The 21,925-nt window shown below is 60.7% G+C and carries 18 protein-coding genes; 7 read left to right on the top strand and 11 right to left on the bottom strand.

The genetic code is table 11. From position 1 onward, the window contains the following. Positions 1-7: 7 nt before the first annotated feature. Positions 8-727, bottom strand: coding sequence for a nucleotide-binding protein (locus tag RB2654_RS21960; RefSeq protein WP_008336065.1), 720 nt, complete (start codon positions 725-727; stop codon positions 8-10). Positions 728-1,360: 633 nt separating this feature from the next. Here RB2654_RS21960 and mobC point away from each other — a divergent pair. The 7 genes from mobC (at position 1,361) to RB2654_RS21995 (ending at position 11,951) form a co-directional block, all read left to right on the top strand. Further along, positions 1,361-1,867 (top strand): plasmid mobilization relaxosome protein MobC, encoded by a 507-nt coding sequence (gene mobC, locus RB2654_RS21965; RefSeq protein WP_246146625.1) that lies wholly within the window; start codon positions 1,361-1,363, stop codon positions 1,865-1,867. Then, positions 1,854-4,202, top strand: coding sequence for a relaxase/mobilization nuclease domain-containing protein (locus RB2654_RS21970; RefSeq protein WP_008336072.1), 2,349 nt, complete (start codon positions 1,854-1,856; stop codon positions 4,200-4,202). Before mobC ends, RB2654_RS21970 begins: the two co-directional genes overlap by 14 nt. After that, positions 4,195-6,177, top strand: coding sequence for a type IV secretory system conjugative DNA transfer family protein (locus RB2654_RS21975; protein WP_040885975.1), 1,983 nt, complete (start codon positions 4,195-4,197; stop codon positions 6,175-6,177). Before RB2654_RS21970 ends, RB2654_RS21975 begins: the two co-directional genes overlap by 8 nt. Before the next feature lie 119 nt (positions 6,178-6,296). After that, on the top strand, positions 6,297-7,895 hold the full coding sequence (locus RB2654_RS21980) for an ATP-dependent nuclease (RefSeq protein WP_040885988.1): 1,599 nt from the start codon (positions 6,297-6,299) through the stop codon (positions 7,893-7,895). Then, a complete protein-coding gene (locus RB2654_RS21985; RefSeq protein ID WP_083783500.1) occupies positions 7,882-8,967 on the top strand; it encodes a UvrD-helicase domain-containing protein in 1,086 nt (361 codons plus the stop codon). The genes RB2654_RS21980 and RB2654_RS21985 overlap by 14 nt, the downstream gene beginning before the upstream one ends. A 22-nt stretch (positions 8,968-8,989) precedes the next feature. Beyond that, entirely contained in the window at positions 8,990-10,666 is a 1,677-nt protein-coding gene (locus RB2654_RS21990) for a hypothetical protein (protein WP_008336077.1), read from the top strand. Between the two features lie 70 nt (positions 10,667-10,736). Then, on the top strand, positions 10,737-11,951 hold the full coding sequence (locus RB2654_RS21995; protein WP_008336078.1) for an IS256 family transposase: 1,215 nt from the start codon (positions 10,737-10,739) through the stop codon (positions 11,949-11,951). Positions 11,952-12,153: 202 nt separating this feature from the next. Here RB2654_RS21995 and RB2654_RS22000 read toward each other — a convergent pair whose 3' ends face one another. From RB2654_RS22000 to RB2654_RS22045, 10 genes are read right to left on the bottom strand one after another with little or no spacing between them, the layout of a single operon-like run. Continuing rightward, positions 12,154-13,179, bottom strand: a complete 1,026-nt coding sequence (locus RB2654_RS22000; RefSeq protein WP_008336079.1) for a TrbL/VirB6 family protein — start codon at positions 13,177-13,179, stop codon at positions 12,154-12,156. Next, positions 13,179-13,598 (bottom strand): hypothetical protein, encoded by a 420-nt coding sequence (locus RB2654_RS22005; protein WP_040885977.1) that lies wholly within the window; start codon positions 13,596-13,598, stop codon positions 13,179-13,181. Before RB2654_RS22005 ends, RB2654_RS22000 begins: the two co-directional genes overlap by 1 nt. Before the next feature lie 15 nt (positions 13,599-13,613). Next, complete coding sequence (locus RB2654_RS22010; RefSeq protein ID WP_008336083.1) at positions 13,614-14,648, bottom strand: ATPase, T2SS/T4P/T4SS family; 1,035 nt, start codon at positions 14,646-14,648, stop codon at positions 13,614-13,616. A gap of 1 nt (position 14,649) precedes the next feature. Next, positions 14,650-15,975 carry a TraB/TrbI/VirB10 family type IV secretion system protein gene (locus RB2654_RS22015; RefSeq protein ID WP_008336084.1) on the bottom strand — a complete coding sequence of 442 codons (1,326 nt, stop codon included), beginning with the start codon at positions 15,973-15,975 and terminating at the stop codon, positions 14,650-14,652. Next, positions 15,972-16,673 carry a TrbG/VirB9 family P-type conjugative transfer protein gene (locus RB2654_RS22020; RefSeq protein ID WP_148912647.1) on the bottom strand — a complete coding sequence of 234 codons (702 nt, stop codon included), beginning with the start codon at positions 16,671-16,673 and terminating at the stop codon, positions 15,972-15,974. The genes RB2654_RS22015 and RB2654_RS22020 overlap by 4 nt, the downstream gene beginning before the upstream one ends. After that, positions 16,670-17,317, bottom strand: coding sequence for a VirB8 family type IV secretion system protein (locus RB2654_RS22025; protein ID WP_008336086.1), 648 nt, complete (start codon positions 17,315-17,317; stop codon positions 16,670-16,672). Before RB2654_RS22025 ends, RB2654_RS22020 begins: the two co-directional genes overlap by 4 nt. A gap of 14 nt (positions 17,318-17,331) precedes the next feature. Further along, positions 17,332-18,129, bottom strand: coding sequence for a type IV secretion system protein (locus RB2654_RS22030; RefSeq protein WP_008336087.1), 798 nt, complete (start codon positions 18,127-18,129; stop codon positions 17,332-17,334). Beyond that, positions 18,126-19,292 (bottom strand): lytic transglycosylase domain-containing protein, encoded by a 1,167-nt coding sequence (locus RB2654_RS22035; RefSeq protein ID WP_008336088.1) that lies wholly within the window; start codon positions 19,290-19,292, stop codon positions 18,126-18,128. Before RB2654_RS22035 ends, RB2654_RS22030 begins: the two co-directional genes overlap by 4 nt. A 4-nt stretch (positions 19,293-19,296) precedes the next feature. Beyond that, positions 19,297-19,512 (bottom strand): hypothetical protein, encoded by a 216-nt coding sequence (locus RB2654_RS22040; RefSeq protein ID WP_008336089.1) that lies wholly within the window; start codon positions 19,510-19,512, stop codon positions 19,297-19,299. After that, the gene (locus RB2654_RS22045) at positions 19,509-21,893 is read right to left on the bottom strand and encodes a VirB4 family type IV secretion/conjugal transfer ATPase (protein ID WP_008336090.1); all 2,385 of its coding nucleotides are present in this window, start codon (positions 21,891-21,893) and stop codon (positions 19,509-19,511) included. The genes RB2654_RS22040 and RB2654_RS22045 overlap by 4 nt, the downstream gene beginning before the upstream one ends. Between the last annotated feature and the right edge of the window lie 32 nt (positions 21,894-21,925).

Consider the following 21,925-nt stretch of genomic DNA (forward strand, 5'->3'; position numbering starts at 1 on the left):
ACTGTCCTCACGCAGCAAGAATATTGTTGAGGATGTCCGTCGCCTCCTCGAGCGCCTCGACGACATGACGTACATGTGGGCGCATCAGCGGGTTCGGATCAGATTGCTTTTCCAGTGCCAAGGCGTGGAGAAGCCCCTTCTGATCCATCTCCTTGTAAGTGTTCCGTCGCATCATGACGGTCTCTATCACTGGAAAACGGGTGAGCGCTTCTTCAATCAGGGCGGCGTCAGCACGGGTCGTTTTCGGGTCGACCATGTTGAGGACGACGTGGTGGCGCGGAAGACTAGAGGGGTCGTCAACACGGGATTTCAGTTTCTCAAACCAATCAGCTGTCTGCGCTCCGACATCGAAATCAGACGTCGACAGCATGACGGGCGTCACGATGTGGTCCGCAAGCACCGCGATGCCGTCTGACCATTCTGCACCGACCCCTGCGGTATCGATAAAGATGAAGTCTGCCGTGCCTGCCATGTAGACCTGATCGATCTGATCCTCGACACCCGCCACGCTTTCGACGGTGGCCGAGCAGAGAAGCGGCGAACTCAGCCCACCGGCTTCCGCCCGAGCATGCCAGGCCCCGAGTACCCTCGTGCTGTCCGTGTCGATCAACATCACTCTGCGTCCGGCGGCGATCGCGGCACTGATCAAGGCGCGCGAAAGCGTCGTTTTTCCACTGCCCCCTTTCCGGGCCATCGCTGCGACCACCACAAGATTTTCGTTCGGCATTCTGATCCTCCGCAAAAATAGTGAATCGCAACGATAATACCAAAATGTCGCTAAACGCATGAGGCGGAGGGGTCAAGCAGAAGTCGGGATGCGACCCGCGTCTGGCATGCTGCGGACGGCGTTTGGCAATGACCGTGCGACGTCTGCCGTGGCGCCTTCAGCATTCGTCGCGGGGCACCACCCACCCTCCAAATGTCGGGATGCGCTTGGCGATGTGCTGCGGACGGAATGCAGGTGACGGATAGCGCGCTCCAGACGACGGGAGGCAGTCTCGCGTATGTCGTTCTGCGGGTGACGCGAGACGGTCAGCACGCGGCAAAACCCGTCTTGCGGGGTGCAAGAGACGGGGCGCGAAAGACGCGATGCGCGATGCGGAGACCGCATCGCGTGGTGCAATGAGCGCGAGGCGCGATCCATTTGACTAAGGACGGGAAATCGCCCCTGCAGGGCGATTTTCTACATTGAGTACAAGCCCTTATGGCCGACTCCACTTGCGTTGGGAGTCGGCGGGCTTGTACGAAGTTGGCAAGAAATAGGAACGTTAACTTCAAAATGCCCCGCCGTCGTAGACTGTCAGAGATCGAGCGATCGACCATCGCCCAGGACCGCCGGAACGGCGTCTCCGCGGCGTCGTTGGCAGCCCGCTACGATGTCAGCCTTAAGTCGATCTACAACGTGGTGAACCACTGGGGTGAGCGTCAGACAGCGAACGGCAGCCGATCGCGGGTTGTGGGGATCCGGGTCTCGGACGACGACCTGCGCCGGTTCGACGCGGCGCTGTCGCGGCGTGGGATTGCGCACCGCTCGGATGCCATGCGCCGCCTGATGCTGGCGGCCGAAGGTGTCTTCCTGCCCGACGACGAGATGTGTGACGAGTTGCGCAGCCTCGGCGCCGCGCTCAACCGGGTCGGCAACAACGTGAACCAGATCGCGCGACGTCTGAACGAGGCCACGGTGCGGGGCGAGAGACTGTCCTACCCGGCCTCAAGTTACCGTGACGTCCGCGCACTTGCCGGTCTGGTCTTCGATCTGGCCGACCAGGTCCAGGAGATGTCGCGTGCGCGGCGCAGCGTGCTGGACCTTGAGATCAGCTCCGCCCTGGCGGGCCTCGCCGTGGGGGATGCGAATGGTGCGGAGTGACCGGGTCCGGGGCATCGACCCGGCGCTCTTCGACCGCGGCTGGAGCCGGGTTTCGGGATCCTGGCAGGGGCTTTCCAAGGGCGCGCAGATGGTTCGGGCCGCGCGCGGCTATTCGCCCGCGATCTTCAAGGCTATCTCGAAAGGGGGCTGCCACACCGGGGCGCAGCTACGGGCGCAGCTCACATATCTCACGACGAAGTCGACCCATATCCTCGACAGCCGCGGCACCCATGACGGGAAGAAGCAGCTCTCGGAAGCCGAGATCAACCGAGTGGCGCGGCGGTTCGAGAACCAGTGGAACGAGCGCTACAGCCCCAAGCTTGGCCATACGTCGCATCTGCTGATGGCATTCCCGGTTGGGACCAGGGGTGAAGAGGTGCGCGATATCACCCAGGCGGTCTGCGAGAAGTTCTTTCAAGGTGAGGGGTCGCAATTCGACTATATTGCTGCAATACACCAAGATCGCGCGCATCCACATGCGCATATCGTTCTGAACCGCCGCAGCAAGGATGGCGAAATGTTCTTTCTCGGGAAGGATCATCACTTCAACTACGACGCCTTTCGCGAGGCGATGGTCGAGGCGGCCCAAGTTCATGGGATCCGCCTTGAGGCGACGCGCCGTCTGGATCGCGGCGTCACGACCTACCGCGCCGAGATCGATGAAATCTACAAGGCTCGCGACGAAGGTCGTCCCCCAGTCGAGCGCCAGAGAACCGGTGCTGACCTAGCGGCCGCTCTGGAAACCGTCCGGCACAACGCTTTGATCTATCGCGGGCTCGCGGCGGAGGCGTCCCGTTCGAATTTCGAAGACGTGTCCGAGGCGCTCGAGAGGGCCAGCACCATCCTTGCCAGTGGCGGTCAGATTCAATCTGACGGAGCCATCTACATGTCCCAAGACGAAGCAGCGTTCGACACGCTGATCACCGAGTTTTCTCAGAACATTCGCCAGATCGAGGCGGCGATCGACAGGGCGCCGGCGGCCGAGAGGCCGGTGATCGAGCGCAAGCTGACCGACGTTCTGGCCTCGGTCGCGCATTTGAACCCGCTCGGGGATCGCTCCGCCGCCCTGGTCGATGCCCCATCCCGGGACGGCATCTATGCAAGGCCGAACTTAAGTGAAGAACACCTCGCGCGTCTTGACGATGGAGAGGTGGCATCAAAGCTGGCCGAGGCGTTGCAAGGCACGGGCATCGATGCCGAGTCTGTGGCCGCGCGCCTGCGGGAGGGGGCAGGCAATGCCGCATTGGAGCGCCAGTGGCTGGCACAGGATCTGCAGGGGATTGCCAAAGCAAGCGACCTCGATCTGGAGAAATCTGCGGACCGGGAAGAAGCGCTCGACCGGCTGGAAGCCGTGCATGTTCGGTTGGGCGATGTCCTGACCGACGTACGCGTCCTTCGCGCGCCAACCGAGATCGACGAGGTGGACAACGCTGAGCCAGCGCTCGGCGAGCGGTTGGCGGCACCCGGGGGTGATCTCGTGAAGGACGGGTCCGACATTTTTGCCCCATCGGAGCGGCAGGCGTTCAGGGCGCTGGTGGCGCAGTTCCGCCGGACGGATTTCGATCATCCGTTCTCCGACGACCCGTCTGTAAGGCGGGCCGGCGCCGTGGAGGTTGAAGAGGCCCGCGTCGCGTTCGGCGCCTATGCGCAGAGATCTCCGCAGCATGCCGAATTGGCCTCGATGGCTTGGGAACAGATGACTGACAGTCGAATGCCGTCGCAATATGCGGTATCGGAGCAGGACCGCACGCTTCATGCTGGCGACATGGACCTCGCCTTGCGGGATCCTTCGGATCATCTCGGTCCGATTACCGAAGAGCTCCGCACCCTCGCCCGCTATCGCACGGAGATGCCGGATGACGAGTTCGGGCAGGCCGTTAGGCGCGAAATCAATCACCTTCGTTCGCTCGGCGCGTCGCGTGCCTATATCAGCGAACGCAGTTTCGAGATCGAGGACCAGGCGCGACAAGACTACGCCGAGCGCCGGTATCTGGTAGAGACAGCGCCAACCGTCATGGCCTTTGTGCGAAACGCCGACGTCGAGGGCCCGCTCTCTGAGTCAGAGCAGCAGGACATCGTCCGGCAGATAAACGAGCGACTAAGCCCCGACGCAATCGACGCGCTGCGGGCCGGTAACGCGGACGTCCTGGACACATTCACCGAGGATCCGTTGCGCCAGCTGGAACTCGCCAAGACCTATCTCCAGAGCAGCGAGGTCACCGCGCATGGCCCAGCCATGGAGCGCGTTCTCGATGCTCTGGCCGAAGAGCAGATCGAGGCGCAGCGTGCGCGCCACGCCGCGGCACATGGTGAGAAGGGGATCACCCATGGATAAAGGCAAGATTGCCCTAGGAGTGTTGAGCCTCGTGCTGGTCGGTCTCGCCATGGGCTATGTCGTGGCGACCGGCTTTGTCATGTTCCGCTATGGGCTTTCTCCCACGCGTTTAGACGTCACCCTGCTTGCCCGCGAATATCGGGGTCTGTCTCAGTCTGCACCGAAAGACTTCCTCTGGGTGAACCTCATCCTTGGCGGCTTCGGCCTGGCATCGCTCATGCTGAGCGTCACGCTTCTGGGGGATGCATTGACCCGCTTCGGGACGACGCATTGGCAGACCCGCGGTGAGATGAAGAGGAACGGTTTCTTTGCCAAGCCCGGCGGCGGCTTCCTTCTGGGCAAGCTCGGCTCCCCGAAATCCAAGCGCCCGTTCCTAGTCTCAAAAACCTTCCCCCACGCGCTGATCGTGGCGCCTACAGGCCGGGGCAAGGGCGTGGGGTTCGTGATCCCGAACCTGCTGACCTACAAGGGCTCGGCCGTGGTGCTCGACGTGAAAGGCGAGAACTTCCGCGAGACCTCGCGCTTCCGCGCCAGCATGGGCGACAAGGTTTTCCGTTTCGCGCCGACCGACTGGGACCGACCGACGCATCGCTACAACCCGCTTGCGCGCATCGCGGCCATGACCAACCCCGACCGGCAGCAGATGGAGCTGAAACTCACCGCGAAGCTCTTCCTGCAGACCGACAATGAAAAGCTGAGCGGGCTTTTGGCCGGGGGTATCGACCTCTTCGTTGCGGCCGGCCTTCTGGCCTTCGAGCGCGGCGTGCCGACCATCGGCGAGATCTATCGCATCACAGCCTCGGGGGGCGACAAGCAGAAGGAATACCTGAAGCGTTCACAGGAGGTGAAGAACAAGTCGGCCAAACTGATCTTCGAGCGTATGGCATCGACCAACAACGACACCCTCACTTCCTACCTCTCCCTCCTGATGACATCGGGTCTCGACACTTGGGACAACCGCGCGATTGACGCGGCCACCGCGACCTCTGACTTCTCATTCCGGGATATCCGCCGCCGCCCACATGCGATCTATCTTGTGGTCGAATCCGAGATGATCCGCCCGCTTGCCCCGCTGATCCGCCTCTTCTTTTCGGACCTGATTGCCTCGCTGCAAGCACAGGAACCCGGCGATGACGAGCCTTGGCCGGTCATGATCATGCTCGACGAGTTTGACCGGCTCGGGAAAATGCCAATCGTCGCCGAGAGCATCAAGACGCTGCGTTCCTACGGCGGTAACCTCGCCATCGTAACCCAGACCATCCCCGCGCTGGACGAGATCTATGGTGAAAACACCCGCAGGTCGCTGCAGGGCGGCGCCGGGGTAAAGCTCTACCTCACCCCGTCCGAGCAGAAGACCATCGAGGAATTGAGCCAGGCTGTCGGCAAGACCACCAAGCGTGTGGTGACCAGGTCCCGCGCTGTTGGACGTAATCCGTTCGAAGGACGTAGCGTCTCGGAGAGGACCGAGGACACCCCGCTCCTGACCGAAGATCAGGCCCGGCGCATGGATCTCGACGAGGTCATTCTCGTGATCGATGCGCAGATGCCGATCCGCGCGAGAAGGGTGAAGTATTTCGAGGACCCGGCTTTGAAGGTTCTGCACGCCGGTCAATCGGGAAGCTTCCCATATCCGGACGAGGAAGGCCTTCGGTGGGACCGACAGATGTCCGAGACTCGCGAGACGGTCGAGAAGCTGAAGCAGGAGCTGCAGGAAGTGCGGGCGGCCGCAGGCGCAAATGGTTCTGGGGTAGCGACCTCACCGGCAACGGCGGAGATGCCCGCATCGAATACGCAGAGTTCCACGGCTTCGCGGCCAGATCGTGCGCGGGGTCGAGCAGCTCGCGCGGGAGCTAGTGGAGGTGGGCCAGTGCAGTTGTCATTTGATCCGGTGGGGCTGGGGCTTAAGGAGCCAGACAGGGCCGCGCTGACGGGGGCTGTTCAAACGACGAGGGCGATACTCGCGGAGTACAAATGATCGAACGTCCCTCTGGGCTCATTTGTGACCGGCTAGACTTTGTTGAACGGCACCTTCCCTTGTAGACCTCGCAAAAGTTGTGCCTGATGGCAATGTACTCGATAATGGGAGGTGCGAGCTTGTTCATCCAACGTGCGGTTATTAGAAACTACCGCTGCCTTAAGCAGGCAAATGTCACCTTCAATAACGAACTGAACGTCATTGTTGGAAACAACGAGAGTGGAAAATCCACCCTCCTTGAAGCGATTCACCTAGCGCTTACTGGTCAACTCAATGGCCGACCCCTACAGATCGAGCTTCATCCCTATCTGTTCAATCTCGATCACGTTCTTGAGTACATCGAAGCGCTAAATAACGGTCAAGCTCCAGAACCGCCATCGATCCTCATCGAGGTGTACCTCGCCGACGATCCAGCTCTTACAAAGCTCAAAGGCAATAACAACACTCTTGGAATCGATCTTCCTGGCGTATCACTCCTAATTGAACTCAATCCTGCGCATGCAGAGGACTTTGCTCTGTACGTCTCCGATCCTTCCGAAATTCGAACGATCCCAATGGAGTATTACTGGATAAAGTGGAGGGATTTCGCCGAGAACGACATTCTAAACTCGCGCGCCATTCCTCTTCACGCGAGCTTGATCGATGCCAGCACGATTAAGAACAATGCGGGAGCCAGCCGCTACGTCATCAACATCGTGAAGGAGAGCCTTACCTCGAAGGAGAAGGTGGACCTTGCTCTGACTTATCGGCTCATGAAGGACCGTTTTCTTGAAGAGCCTAAGGTCAAAACGATTAACGACACGCTCGCGTCGAAGAAGGGAAGTATCAGCGACAAGGTTATCTCTGTTTCGCTTGACACGTCCGCTCGGGCGAACTGGGAGGCAGGAATCATGCCTCACCTGGACGACATACCCTTGCCACTCGTCGGGAAAGGCGAGCAGAATTCGGTCAAGATCAAGCTTGCGATGGAGACGTCGGCAAAATCCCACATCATCTTGATTGAAGAAGCTGAAAATCACCTCTCCTACGCCAGTCTCAATGAGCTAATTGGCCACATCGCGACAAATGCCGGCTCGCGGCAGATATTCATCACGACGCATAGCAGCTTCGTTCTTAACAAGCTTGGTGTGGAGTCCGTCCTCCTGTTCCTCCGTGGCGAGGGTGCGCGCCTGACCGACCTGCAGGATAAGACTACGCAGGACTATTTTATGAAGCTGCCGGGGCACGACACGCTACGGCTCATCCTCGCAAAGCGGTCAATTCTCGTGGAGGGGCCGTCAGACGAGTTGATTGTCCAACGAGCCTACCAGATCAAGCACGGCAAGATGCCATTAGAGGATGGGGTTGATGTGATTGCCGTAAATTCGCTTGCCTTCAAGCGCTTCCTCGAAATTGCGGTCCTCCTGAAAAAGACTGTCGATGTCGTGACCGATAACGATGCTGATGTCGCGGCACTCGAAAAAAAATATGCCGACTACCTAGACTCCGATATCGTCAAGATCCAATACGATAAAGACGAGCAGGCCCATACGCTTGAGCCACAGCTCTTGAAGAAGAACGGCCTGGCAAAGATCAATGACGTCCTCGGCAAGGCCTTCGTAGATGAAGCATCTGCTATCGAGCACATGGTCAAAAACAAGGCTGAGACCGGCCTGAAATTCTTCGAAACGAAAGTAGAGTGGTCGCCTCCGGACTATATCGCCCGTGCCCTCCGCTAATCGCATCGTAATATCCGCCGCCGGAGGCGGAAAGACCACGCGAGTCGTCGATCAGGCGTTGGCGTGGGAGCAGGGGCGGGGTGCAACGGCCCTGATCACCTATACTCGCAACAATGTCCGAGAAATGCACCTCAAGGCATACTCACGCGTACGCACCATTCCGTCCCATGTAGAGGTCATCTCTTGGTACACATTTCTGCTTCGGGAGCTTGCCCGCCCCTATCGTTCAGCCATGCATTCGAGTAGGATTGACGGCATTCATTGGGTTGAAGGGAGGTCTGTTCCTTACATTCCCGAAGCGCGGACCCGCAGTCATTACTTCCTCGATGGCTCCCAGATTTATTCGGACAAAATCGCAAAGTTCGTTTGTCAATGTGACCGGCAAACGGGTGGCGCGATCATGCGACGACTTAAGCAACGCTTCAGCCATATCATCATCGATGAAATACAAGACATGGCGGGGTACGACCTCGACCTTTTGGAGTTGCTGCTAAACGCGGGCGTCTCGGTCACCTTTGTTGGTGACCATAGGCAGGCAACCTTTTCCACGAACAACGCTTCGAAAAATAAAGCGTTTGCGGGTCCGGCCATCATCAATAAGTTCGAGCTATGGAAGAAACAGGGGCTCGTTGAGCTCGAGTACGAAACCCACACATACCGCTGCAACCAAACCATAGCGGACCTGGGCGACGGCTTTTTCCCGAACGAGCCGAAGACGGTTTCGCGCAATGATACGGTGACGGGACACGATGGAGTGTTTCTCGTAGGTAGCGCAGATGTTGGTGAATACGTGAACTGTTTCGCGCCACAGGTGCTCCGGTACTCCGCGGCGACCAAGTGTGATCCCCACGAAGCTATGAATTTTGGCGAGTCAAAGGGCCTGACCTTTGAGCGGGTCCTGATCTACCCGCACGGGCCGGCTCGTAAATGGCTCGCGTCGGGCGACATCAGTCATGTCGCGAAATCCGCGGCGAAAATGTATGTGGCCGCCACACGAGCTCGATACAGCGTGGCCTTCGTCTACGACGGCAAAGTCTGCAATGTGGCTGCTACTAAATGGATGTCCGAATGACCCAAGCTTTTGGCAGGAAAGAATGACCGAAAAGTCTGCGACCAGTTTCGTTCTCAATCACGATCGCCTTGCATCGGCGAGCGACGACTACGCAGCAGAACCGACCTTTAAAGCATGTCTGAATGCGCATGGTATGTATGAAACCATGCGGTTCGTGCTGCGCCTAAGTCCGCGAAATCATGAACTTATGGAGAGAATCGAGACGAACGAATTTGAAACAAGCGCCGCCCCAGCTGATGTAGTGCAGGCTTACTCGACCTACATCCACGAGACTATTCACTGGTGGCAGCATGTCGGATCGACATCGGGTCTGCTGTTCAGCCTCAGCTACCTTGCTCAATGTCACTCAAGCATGGGTGAGCTCAAGGAGGTGCTCGCCTCAGTCGGTGCCAAAAAGCCCCTGAAAGGCTATACGGATCAGATTCTTCTAAAAGAAGGGCACTCCGCGCCGGCAAAGCTCGCGCAGGCCAATACGGCCGTGAACAACGCTCTCGATGTCGAATACTACAAGTACTACGCCTATGAGCCCCGCAAACACGTCCATTGGATGATCAAGGAGAACCACTTCGAGTCAGTGGGGCACGGCTATTTTGTCGTCTACCATCAGCTCGTGGGAATGATCGCTGATACGATCGACCCGGAGTTCAAAATCCTGCCCAAGACCTCTAAATGGCAGGCCGAGGAGCAGCGTCTGAATGCCGCTCAGCATGAAGGGTTTTACTGGGGCTCTCCGGTTCGGCTGCCTGCAACAGGTTTGCGCGCGATTTATGAGGGGCAGGCAAGATTCATCCAGCTACAATTCCTGCACAACACGCAGCAGGAACCGCTCTCATGCACCGAGCTGCGCGACATGGGATACTTCTCAGGGATCTACGTCGAAGCATTCGAGCGCTTCCTCGAACTGGCAGAAGCCGAATGGCCGGAGCATATGGATGATCCGTTGATAGGTCTGTTCTTGCTTGTATGCGACCTGTCGATCAATCCTACGCGTGGGTTGCCCCTAGAGGTGACGAGTTTTGAGGATCTGATTCTTGACGTAGATGTTGGCGTCCGCTTCACGAGGCTTTGCCTTAGCGTGAAGGAGCTGCCGCACCTCAAGCGGTCCATCACTGAATACTCCAAAGAAGAGTACATCGCCGTATCCGAGGAGCTGACAAGCAATGTGGGCTACGATCACCCCATGGAGGGGCTGAGTGCTGTCTTGAAGTGGCATGAAAACGCTCCGGGCCTTCCCAAGCTTATGGAGGAGTATCGCTCGTTTGAGTACGAGCCCATGAATCTTCCAATCAGGGTGTTCCTCTCGCACTTTGTTGCGCTGTGCCAAGATAAGTTCGAGCGCCCCGAGTTCTTCTGCTGGCCCGGCGCCTATTTGGCGGGCGACAAGAACACGAGGGGCGTGCGCGACATATGGCTGCGCCATCTGTCGCTGTTCAGTGACCGGGGTGACAAGGATGGGGTTTATCCTAGGAGTTGGCCACACCGTACGGAAAAGGCCGTCATGGATACTTTTCATGGCTTCTACGGCATGATGCCTCTCTATGATCTGACCAGACAGTGGCTCCTTAAAGACGGCCCCTTTGCCTTCGATTTCCGTTGGTTGTTCGAGAACTACGATCAGACGCAAGCGGAGGCGTGGGGTAATGAAACATTTAAGAAGGTCTATGGGGTTACTCTAGACGACTTTGAAATCGTTCGATGATCAGTGCGAGAGTGTCCGACCTTCTGTGTATCGGTGATCTGGTCCATGCTTCCTGAGAGGAGCAAGGACGATGACGATTTCCAACGAAGTGCTGGACGAGTTGCTGAAGGGCTGCAAGCGGCCTGAGGATCTGCTTGGCGATGCCGGGCTGATGAAGGAACTGAAGATCCGGCTGATGGAGCGGATGCTCGGTGCCGAACTGACCGCGCATCTGGGATATGAGGCCGGAGCTGAGCCACCAGCCGATCAGACCAACCGCCGGAACGGGAGCGCGACGAAGCGGGTGAAGGGTTCTGACGGCGAGGTGCCGCTTTCGGTGCCGCGCGACCGGGAGGGTAGCTTCGAGCCGGAGCTGGTGAAGAAGGGCCAGACCCGGATCGACGGGGTGGATGACAAGATCATCGGGCTCTATGCCGCTGGCTTGTCGGTGCGCGACATCCAGGCCCATCTGGAGGACCTCTACGGCCTGCGGGTTTCACCCGACCTGATCAGCCGCGTCACCGATGCTGTGCTGGATGAGGTTCGGGAATGGCAGCATCGGGCGCTGGACCGGATGTATCCGATCGTCATTTTCGACGCCCTGCGCGTGAAGATCCGCGATGCCGACAGCCGGATGGTCAAAAACAAGGCCGTTTACATCGCGCTCGGCGTCACCCGGGATGGCGAACGCGAGGTTCTCGGCCTGTGGATTGCCGACAACGAGGGCGCCAAGTTCTGGCTATCGGTGATGAACGAGCTGCGCAACCGGGGCGTCCAGGACATTCTGATCGCCGTCGTGGACGGGCTGAAGGGCTTTCCCGAGGCGATCACGGCGGCCTTCCCAGAGACCATGGTCCAGACCTGCATCGTCCATCTGATCCGGCATTCGATGAACTTCTGCAGCTGGAAGGACCGCAAGGCCGTGGCCGCCGACCTGCGCCCGATCTACGAGGCTCCGACAGCCGGGGAGGCTGAACGCCAGCTGGACACCTTCGAAGAGAAATGGGGCGGGAAATACCCCTCAATCGCCCCGGCCTGGCGGCGGGCATGGGCCGAGGTGACCCCATTCTATGCCTTCAGTGCTGCGATCCGGAAGATCATCTACACCACGAATGCCGTGGAATCGCTGAACCGGGTGCTGCGGAAAACGCTGAAAACCAAGGGCTCCTTCCCGACCGAGGAGGCCGCGACCAAGCTGATCTTCCTGGCCATCCGCAACTTCGAAAAGGGCGGGCGCGGCGTCCGGGAATGGGTTGCAGCCCGCAATCAGCTGGCCATAATGTTCGCCGGGCGTTTCGACGCCTGAACGTATCTGAAAACCGCATGGTCCAGATCAGATACACAGAGTTTCAGACACTCCCATCAGTGCTGAACCTAGTCGTTTCTGTAGGAGTTTCAGATGACCACGTCACCAGTTGTTCTGTGAGTGCCACGCTGCACTGCCCCCAGTCGGCGTCCCGCTCTTCTCGACGCCGATGTCCACACGACTTGCAAAAACACTTGCCTCTTCACTGCCCTAGCCGCTTTGCCCTTTCTGCCATTCGGACCACTTGCGCGCTGGCCGTGACCGCAGCACTCCGCACGACTGCGGGGCTCTGCGATACGCCTCGTCCAATAGCCTCGCCAGTTGTCAACGCACCGATCCGCGACCTCCCTTTGACGCCGGCCGTGTTTAAGAGCCCGCGCATAATTCCTGTCGATCCAGCGACAACGGCGGGAGCGGCCGCCACCATCAGGTTCCCGGAGATCCCCCGCACAATCAGGGGCGTTGCCGCGACGAAGCCCTTGGCCAAGAAAACCATGACGAAGAACGGCACCAGCGAGCCGATGTTGGTCGCGGAGTTCGGATCACCGAGCTGGGCCAGCAGCGAATTCGCCATGCCGACGACGGTAGAGAACATTGCTGCGATTACGATGGGGTAGAAGGCATAGCTGACTGTCGTCGAGACCCATCTGTGGAAGAAATCCTTGGTCGCGTCAAAGAGCGACAGTGCGATCATGATCGGAGCGAGGCCAAGCATGAGTGTCAGCATCATCTTGGCGAAGATGAGTACGATGCCAGTCATGAAGCCGAGAAGGCTGAGGAGCACCAGGCCAATGCCGCCGAGGATCGCTCCGGTCATCCAGTTGAGGTTGTTGCCGATAGCGTTAAGGTATTGGCTGAACTCTGTAATCAGTCGGTCGAATTCGGCTGCGAAATAGGTAGCGCCCGCCCCGCCGCCCCCGACTGATGAAATCAGTGCGCCCGCCACATAGTCGAGCCCACCAATGACTGCATTTGCGACAGCGTTGAAGTTGGCCCAGTTGAAAGCGAAGACCCCTATCAGCATCAGCTTGATCAGGTACCAGAAGAAACTTGCCCCATCCATGCTGCGGAACTGGAATGCCATGTTGATGCAGACGCCAATCAGCGAAAGCGTGACCATCAGCAGGACGATCGTGCCGGTATTGCTCGCCACGGTCCCGAACTGGGACTCGGCCGCATCGGCGAGGAAGCCGTCGGCGGTTCCAACCATCCAGCTGACGATGCTCATTACCAGTTGCCTTGCGCTTCGCAGATATCCTGGACGGCGCGGGCGATCTGGTTCTGTTCGTTGCGGAGGGCCAATTGGGCTTGAGTGTGCTCCGCTTGGGTGTTGCTCGCGAACTGTTCCTCGTACTCGGTCGAAGCGGCATCCCAAGACGGGAAGCGCACATCACAGCCGCAATCGCCACTTTCGTTGATCGTCTCCCATGACCGCAACTCGTAGAGACGCATCAACGTCAGCGCCTTGTAGGCTTCCCGCGGATTGATTTCGTCCATCCAGGTCGGGCGCGCCGGACGATCGTTGCAAATCCGGTACTTTTGAGGCGACATATCGACCGTGAGATCGTTTGAGATCGGAGGCGAAGTCTGCGCCACAAGTGGGCCCGCAAGGGCGGCAAGCATGACTGCGAGGATTGGTTTTCGCATCTGGGGGGTCCTTTTTTACTCAGCGGCAACGGAGGGGCTCTTGTTGCCTCTGCCGTCGACCGTGTCGAGGTTCAAATCTGTGGTTTGACCCGGCAGGAAGAACTCGGTGATTCCGCGCGTGCCTTCATGGCGGCCTGCCTGAATGATCACGTCGATCGAGCCCTCAATATAATCGATCATGTCGGCATAGGTCATCGGCACATCCGTTTTCAGGGCAGCGATGGCGAGGCGACGAACAGCAAGTTGTGGGGTCTCGGCATGGAGCGTAGTCAGCGATCCACCGTGGCCGGTATTGATTGCCTCGAGAAACGTCATCGCCTCGCGCCCGCGGACTTCGCCTAGGACGATCCGGTCAGGTCGCATGCGAAGCGTTGAGGCCAAGAGCACATCGGCACTGCGGGCATCCGTGTCCCGGTCCGCGATCAACGTCACGGCATTGGGCTGCTCGGGGCGCAGCTCGGCCGCCTCCTCGATAGTGATGATCCGCTCTTCGGGCGCGATCAGCGAAAGGATCTTGCGCGCCGCGACCGTCTTGCCGGTCGATGTACCGCCTGAAACGATCATGTTGAGCTTGTTCTCGACGCAGAAGCGCAGCGCGGCGTCGATGTCGCCGGAGGCAACCACATTGCGCAGCGCGGCGTTTCGTTCGCGCCGCAGACCTTCGAGGCTGCGCTCCTTTCCAAAGAGGAAGCCGAGCCGGATTGCCTCCAGCGGCAGGGAGGAGAAGAACCGCAACGATATTGAAAACCCGCCCTCGACTGCCGGCGGCTGGATCACTTGCGCGCGGATCGGGCGATCTCGATATAGGATCGAGACCGAGACAATGGGCTTCTTCGTGCTGAGCGTCGTCGAGGCGGCCGAGGCGATCTGGTTGCCGAGGTCCTTGATCTCGGTCTGGCTCAGCGGGCTGCCGAGACCTCGCATGAAGTGATCGCCCTGGAATTCGCCCCAGACTTGTCCGTCGGGATTGATGCAGATCTCGATCGTGTCGTCGTGCAGGACCTCGGGGCCGAAACGGTCGAGCGACGCTTCCAGATAACTTGCAGCCATGTCAGAAAATCTCGAGGTCACGATCGACCATGACCGTGATCCGTGTACCCTGATCGACATGTATCACTGGCCGGATCGCCAGATAGTCCTGCATCACGCTTTGCGTGCTATCGCGCAGGTCGGTGCCGACATCACTCGCAACATCGGCCGCCGCCTCGCTGTTGATTTGACCCGCTGCAGCCGCAGGCAGGGCGCCGATCAAGGAGATCAGCGCGGCGGAGCCGAAGCGTTGCGCGAAACGGGTGTCGACAAACCCGGTGGTGCCAGTACGGCCGAGTTCGTCTCCACCGAAGGCGCTGATCTGCACAGTCTGATTATCGGGCAAGATGATCCGGTCCCATGCCACCATGACGCGCGATTGGGCAAGTGCGACATCGGAGCGGTAGCGCCCGATCAGCCGCGCGCCGCGCGGGATCAGGATACGCGTTCCATCGAAAGAATGGACGTCTTCCGAGACGATGGCGCGGATCGCGCCGGGCAGTGTGCTGTCGAGGGCCGTCTCTGTCACAGCCTGAATCATGGTACCCTGAACAACCGTGTTCGAGGGGTTCGCGATCACTTCGGCACGTGTCACCTGTGCTGGTTGCGCGCCCGAACGAACAAAGGCTTCATCTGCATTCAGACGCGCGGCTTCCAGCGTATTCTCCCTATCCGCACCCGCGCCAATCCCGGAGAACGCGATCATAGGAGACGCGATGCGCTCTGCGCGGGCCTCGGCTTCGGCTGCGCGCCGCCTTTCGAGTTCGGCCAGCCGCAATTCTTCTTCACTTGGTCCCAATGAGGTCGGCTCTGGTGGTACAAGCCGTGCAAGCTCCAAGTCCATGCGGAGCTGATCCAATTCGCGATCCCGCTCGTTCAGCTGCCGCTCGAGAGCACGCTGCGCCTCGGCGGATGCTTCCTGTAAGGTGGCAATTTGCGCCGTCAGGTCCGCAATAGCCTGCTCCGCCCCGCTATCCGCGGCCTCGGCCGGTCTTGCGCGCAGTTCCTCGAGTTCCGCTCTCAATGTCGCAAGACTTTCCATCAGCGCGAGTTCAGACTCGCTCGGACCTGTGTCCGCAGGGGGGGCTTGGCTGGGCTCCGGGGTAGAAATCGGCGCCAGATCTCCGAATCCGGGGCCGCTGCTCTGGAACTCTTCCGGCGCGGCGGTCGCCATTGGTGCTTCTGCCGACGGCTGTAGCGCAGCCCACGCCAGACCACCTGCTGCCGCGATGCCGACGACCCCAAGGATCGCGGCAAGCGGCGCAGGCCGCTTGTTGGCCTTCGCTTTGCCAGTCGAGCCTTCGAGAGCCGCGAGGCGCGCGGCGAGGTCTTCCGTACCTTCGGTCATGATGTGGCCTGTCCTGCGTCCTGGACGCAAACCACCTCTTCGCCAAGGCGAAGGACCCATTGTCGGTTGACGCCGGACACGCGGATGACGCCGTCACTCAAGGCTTGGCTGTTCACCGCGCGTTCCCTGCCGTTCGAATAACGGAAGATGGCCGGCACCGGCGCATTCCGTGCGAACCGGAAATACGTGAAGGTACCATCATCCCAGATGGCCGTCGGCGTGAACTCTTCTCGGGCACTGACCGCATAGTTCGCGTTCGGCGCATCGGCCGCAACCGCCCTGGTGGGTTGCACGCGGTTTTCAGGATAGCGGAACTGCACGACATAATGCGGCGTCTCCCGGGCTTCGACGACATGGAAGTAGTAGGAGCGGCGGTTGGTGTAGACGGTGATGTTGGTGGCGACGCCAGATGCTGTCGGCTTGATGGCGAAGGCACGGCCACCCGGGACACCGTCGAATTGAAACCCGACCGTATCGCCGGCGATGATCGAGCGGATGGTTTCACCCTCACCGAATTCGACTGTGGTGACGCGGGTCAGAGTCGTGACGACACGGTAAACCTGGCCTTCAGTCCAGGTCGCGACGCGCACGCGATTGTCATGAGAACCTGGACGGGGCGTAGTTTCGGCCAAAGCAGTCGTTCCCGCGAACGCGAGAATACTGGCGGCCAGCAGCGCAGAGATTGGAGTGCTAGTCATTCGGAACGGTCCGATCGGATGGCATATTGGGTAACGGTGAAGCCGAAAGGGTTTTGCCAAACATCGTCGATCGCGCGGGTCCGCTCGGGCCGGAATTCGAACATCAACGTGGCAGTGAACGATCCATCCTGTACCCCTTGCGGGCTTGTCAGGCGCTTTCTGAGCCGCACCTGGGCGCGGTTATCGCCAATAAGGGTGATCGATGCGATCTCAACGGCCATCTCGGCCGCAGCCCCGTAACGCGTCGGCGGATAGCTGTCCTGCCCCGATGTCCACATCGCGCGCATGTTGGCTTCGGCCGATCCGGAGGACTGTGCGAGGACACGGCGGACGCGAAGATCGTTGTCGAGCTGGTTGTAGGTTTCGCGGTCGAGAATGTAGCGGTAGATTTGCGCTTCGATCACGGCAGGCCGTTCGGCGAGCGACACGGTTTCAACCGTGGCATTGGGGAGCGCCATCCCGGTCGCGGGATCGTAGGGGACAACCACGGGAGGCGGCGTCTCGACCATCAGCGCGACAGCCGCAGCCGTCAAACAGCCGAATACGCCAAAGCCTGCCCCGGAAATGCCGATCATCCGCCAAAGCTGTTCCCGGCGCAGGGCACCGTAGACAAGTTCCTCTTCCACGAGCTCGCGCGCAGTCATCACCCCTGCCCCACTCATGGCTCAAGATCCGGCAAGGTGAAGTCCATGTAGCGGCGTTCTTCGGCAACGGTGGCGGCGTCAACCACGCCTGCATTGCCTGCGCCTAGGGTTTGGATCGCTTCCAGCTCCCACATCCGGGTCATGGCGATGGCGAGTTCCGCCGTGACGCGTGTGTTATGATCCATCGAGGCTTTGAGATCCTCCATGTCGGGGATCATCTCGACCAGACGTTCCACCCGTTCGAGAGACTGCTCCGCCTCTGCGTGGCTGTTCTGCGCCGCCGCCGACATCACAGCACCTGTGGTTGCCCGCGTGGCCACGCCTTCGGCGCCCGGATTGCCGCTGGTGGCGATCTCGCGGAGTGAATCCTCGTCGAACCCGGCGCTTGCCAGCGCCTGTTCCATCTGCGTGCGCATGGGCCCGGCATTGGGCCCGATGAGCGCGCTCCAATCGCCCGCCTGGATGCCTCGGATCAGGCCGGGGATGTCTTCGAAGTTGGCCTCAAGCAAGGTGTCGAGGTCCCCGCCCATGGCAAGCCCGAGGATGCTGCGCGGCCCGGTGAGCGAGGCATACATCTCGTTCAGCTGATCGAGCTGGCTTTGCAGCATGTCCAGTTGCTCCAACGCATTGTCCAGAAGATCGGTCTGGATCCCGAAATCCTGCAGCATCTGTTGGAGCTGGCGGATTTCCTGAGCTATGTTCTGCGTGTCCACCGTGGGCACACCCTGTGCCGCGGCAGGTCCGGTGACATTGAGGGCAAGCGCGAGAGCGATGCTACCGGCGAAAAGGGAACGGGGCAGGCGCAGGTTCAACGCAAATCCTCCTGACTGAAATCCATGAATTGCCGCTCGGCAGCCTGGGCCGCCGCCAAGGCGATCTGCTCGGCACTGAGTGGCTCGGTTCGGGCGGCCTTGATCCGGGTCCGGATTGCGACCAGCCGGGCCAGTTCGGCCCGGGCATAGGTGTTGAGCGCGATGGCCTCGTGGAGATCCTCGGTCTCACCGATGCGGGTGATGATGTCCTGCACGCGCAGGGCGGCGGCACGGACCGAGACCAGCGAATAATCGCCATAGACCCCGGCGCCATGGGCCGAGAGGCTGAAACTCGCGTTGGCGAGGAGCACAGGGTCGATGGTGCCGAGCGCATCGATGCCGCCCACGGCCGCGAGGTAGCTGTTGTACTGCTGCGGGATCACCACGACATAATGCTGGGTTTCCGCGAAGGGCGGCACACCGCCATAATCCTGCACATTGCCCGGACCGGCGTTATAGGCGGCGAGCGCATGGATGATGTTGCCATCGAACATGTTCAGCATCTGGGCGAGGTATCGCGCACCGCCCGTGACCTGCAGATAGGGATCGTCGTAATAGGCCGGGTAGATCCCGAGATCGCCTGCGGTACCGGGCATGATCTGGGTGAGGCCGAACGCCCCCACGGGTGAGCGTGCCCCGATCTGGAAACGGCTTTCCTGCCAGATCAGCGCCTGCAGGAGGCAGCGCCATTGCACGAGCGAAAGACCTGCGCGGCCGATCCCGGACAGACTATGGGTGTCGCGTGCTGCGCGGATGATCAGCTCCTCGATCCCCTCCCGGGCATCGCCGAACATCCGCGCTGCCGCTGGATTGGTGTCCTCGGGCGCATAAAGACTGGCGGCCGCGCTTTCGACGTCGTCTACCGCTCCCTGCCCCGCCTCGAGCCCCGCCACGGTTTCGGCCACGTATCCAGCGCCAAGCGACATGGCATCCATCAGCCCTTCGAGGGAGGCGAGTTGCTGGCGCTCGATCTCGGCCAGTTCCTCCTCGCGGCTTAGCCGGTCCTGCTGCAGTGCCAGGTCCCGATCGGTCTGCTCAAGGATGGCCTGCCGCTCTGCGAAGAGGCGCAGATCGAAGGTCGGCACGCCTTGGGCGACCGCTGGCCCCGCCGTGGGACCTGCCAGTGCAAAGCCGATCATCGAGAGAGGAAGCCAGGTCCGCATTGGCTCAGCTGCCCGCCCCCAAGAGGACGAAATCGCAGGCCGTGTCGCGGCGCGTGACCTCCGCCCCCATGGTCGAGATCGTGGCGGTGGCGGTTCCTGCCTGCGCAGGAGCCTCGCGAAAATTGAAGCAGTTGGCTTGCGGGGGGTTATGCTGCGCACAGGCTGTCAGGGTCAGGCCGAGCCCGAGCAGTACGACGCTGCGAATGATGGTACGGGTCATGTCACTCTCCAGAAATCAGGACGTTCGCGATAATCGGCGCCGACAAGCGCTTCGCCCTTCTCCATTCCGCCAAGGATGGTCACGAGCGGGCCGAGCGCGCTGAGATCGGCATCGATCACGACGGAACCACGGTCGTCGCGTACAAGCGCGAGCCGCGAGGCCGAGCCGACGCCCAGAAGCACGTCGAGCTCTTTCTCGGTCAGGCCGAGCATCGCGTAGTCAGCGGCGGAAGCACGAATGTTGGGCAAGAGCACCTGCGTCGGCACCGCTTCCACGATGGTCTTGCCGGTGCGCGTGCGCTCGAGCTGGCTGGCATATTGGGTCATCATCACGACGACGGCGTTCTGCTTGCGGGCGGTCACCAGCCAGTTTGAGAGCCGCTCTGCGAAGTAGGCGTTGTCGAGGGCTTTCCATGCCTCGTCGATGACGATGATGGTGGGCTTGCGGTCCTCGATCACCCGTTCGACCCGACGGAAGAGGTAGGACAGGACCGCCATGCGTTCCCGCTCGCTCTCGGAATCGAGGATGCCGGTGAGGTCAAAGCCCGCGACGTCACCGTCGATGCTGAAACTGTCCTCGGCATTGGCCCCGAAGATCCAGCCGTAGCGACCCTCGGCCGTCCATTCCTGCATACGCTCGAAGAGATCGCCTTCGTCATCGGTCGAGACCAGCAGCGAGGCGAAATCCGACCAGTTCCGCAGCCCCGCATGTCCTGCGCTCGCGTTCTGGCGCACGACTTCCTGCAGTCGGTTGGTCTGAACCGGGGTCAGCGGTCGATCGCGGCGCTCGAGGACGCTTGCAAGCCAGTCGGCAAGCCAGGCCTGCCCGCGGGCGTCGATCTCGGTCTGGAGCGGATTGAGGCCCGTGGGGCGCCCCGCCCGCACGGTCGAATAGCTGCCGCCGAGCGCGCGGACGGCCATCTCCATGCCCGCGCGATAGTCGAATACGAAGACCCGCGCACCTGCCCGCCGTGCCATGGTCATCAGGAAAGCCGCCAGGACGGATTTGCCGGAGCCGGGACGGCCGAGGATCAGCGTGTGGCCTCCCGTGGGCTCGCGATCCGGCGCGCCCTGTTCGTGGAAGTTGAAGCGAAAACCACTGCGCTCGGGTGTCGGAAAGAGCGTGATCGGCACGCCCCAGGGGACTTCCCGCCCTGTCTTTCCGAGCGGGGTGCGGTGGAAGGTAGCGAGATCGGCGAAGTTGTGGTTCGTGATTGCGGCCTTGCGGCTGCGCGCCCCTGTGTTCCCGGGATGCTGCGCCATGAAATGCGCCCGCGCCCCGAAGGCTTCCGAGATCAGGTTGATCCCGGAAGTGGCGGAGATGTTGCGGATTTCGGCCGCGATGTCGTCAAGCGCCGTCTGGGTGCGGGCATAGACGGCCACGGTCATGTGGTGCTCGCCGAAGATCAGGCGTTTGGATTCCAGATCGTCCTGCGCGAGTTCCAGTTCCTGGGCGAGACTGACGGCTCCGTCATTGGCGGCCTGCATTAGCCGCAGCTGCCGCTTGATCCGGCCCGCCATGATGTTGGCATTGATCGGCACAAAAGAGTGCGTGACCACCATGTCGACGGGCAGATTCAACTCGTCGAGCATCAGGCTATCGGTCTTGGCGGGGTAGTTCTTCACCGCAAAGATCGCCCCGAGCTTGTCGCCGACGGCACCGTCCGAGAGTGCGATGGTCGTGCCGCGGAAGGTGACGCGCGTATTGGCTACGTCCTCGGCGATCACACCGAGGCGCGACCGGGGGAAGAGCGGGTGCTCCTCGCCCGTGTTGAGTGAACCGAGGAAGCCCAGAAGCTCTCCGGTGCTTGCGGCCAGCAGGCGGGGCTTCAGCTCATCGAAGGAGGACAGCAGAAACCCCACAACCTCGTCGAGCTTGCGCAAGCGGCGGGTGGTGTCGGCCGCATGTCGCGAGCGAGACGCCCCAAGTCCGAACGGCAAGCGGCTGCCGGTCTCAGGTCGCTTCAGCACCGTCAGGGTCAGCGTCTTGTCGCGCAAACCCGCGCGGCCGAGATGCGCGTGCCATCGTTCGTCGACGGCAGCCGCAAACCCCTCGCCCGGAACGGGCGGCAGGGTCACATCGACCGCTTTCGAGACCTTGTGCAGGTAGAATGAGAACTCGGTCCCGACCTGCGCCACGATGCCAGCCAGCAACCCCCCGATCCGGTCCAGATGCCCGTCCTCGCTCGTGGTGCTGTTCACCCCTTCGAGGCGGATGCACTGCATCAGCTCGTTGCCGCGTGTCCGGATCGTTCGGTCGTTTACGAGGCTCACATAAGGCAGCATCATTGAGAGCCGCTTCTCGCCCTTGACCCATGCCGGCAGCGCGGTCAGCGGATCGATGGCGTTCTCAACCTCATCGGCAATTCCATCACGGGGCATAGCTGTCGCCTCCGTGCAGCTTGCGGTTCGTC

It is taken from the genome of Maritimibacter alkaliphilus HTCC2654, from assembly GCF_000152805.1.
GTDB lineage: Bacteria > Pseudomonadota > Alphaproteobacteria > Rhodobacterales > Rhodobacteraceae > Maritimibacter > Maritimibacter alkaliphilus.